This is a genomic window from Aphanothece microscopica RSMan92 (assembly GCF_046613545.2).
In the GTDB taxonomy this organism is placed as follows: domain Bacteria; phylum Cyanobacteriota; class Cyanobacteriia; order PCC-6307; family Cyanobiaceae; genus NIES-981.
Genome location: NZ_JBKKKY020000281.1, coordinates 1 through 733 on the forward strand (window position 1 = coordinate 1; position 733 = coordinate 733).

The 733-nt window shown below is 77.4% G+C and carries 1 protein-coding gene; it reads left to right on the plus strand.

From position 1 onward, the window contains the following. On the plus strand, window positions 1–733 hold a 733-nt coding region (locus ACLD7X_RS17510), incomplete at both ends, for a DNA translocase FtsK 4TM domain-containing protein (protein WP_411424969.1).

A 733-nucleotide genomic window follows, 5' to 3' on the forward strand; every position in this document is an offset into this window, starting at 1 on the left:
CGCGACCGACGAACCCGCGCGCAACCTCTTGGGCCGCTTTGGCGCCGCCGTCGCCTCGACCCTGGTGATCATCGGAGGCAAGGGCGCCTGGGGCATCCCGGTGATCCTGCTGGCCTGGGGGGTGCGGTTCGTGCTGCACCGGGGTGCCGACCGGGCGCTGTCGCGCATGATCTTTGCCGTGATCGCCGTGGCGCTGGGCGCGGTCTTTGCCGCGACGCATGTGCCGGGCGCCGACTGGCCGCACCCCGCGATCGGGCTGGGGGGCCTGTTCGGCGACACGGTGCTGGGCGCGGTGCTGACGCTGTTGCCGGTGGGCACGGGCACGGGGCTGCGGATGCTGTCGCTGATGTTCGGGGCGGGCACGGTGGCGATGTATCTGTTCGTCACGGGCTTTGACCTGGCGGAACTGCGCGCGCTGGGCCGGTTCCTGCTGCGCGGGACGGTCACGCTCTATGCCCTGGGGCTCGAGGCCGCGGGCCGGGGCGCGTCGCGCACCGCCGCCGCCGTGCAGGACCGGCGCGCCGCCGCCCGCAGTGCCGCCGCCGCCCGCGCGGCCGAGCCGCCCGCCTTTGGCCGTCCGGCCAGCCTGACGCCCGCGCCGCTGCGGGCCGAACCCCGCGCCGCTGCGCCCGCGGCCGACAAGCCGGGCTTGCTCGCGACCGCGCTCCGCCGTTTTGCCGCGCCCGCCGCCGCTGTCGCCGCCGCGCCCGTTGCCGCCGCCGCGCCGGGCGAG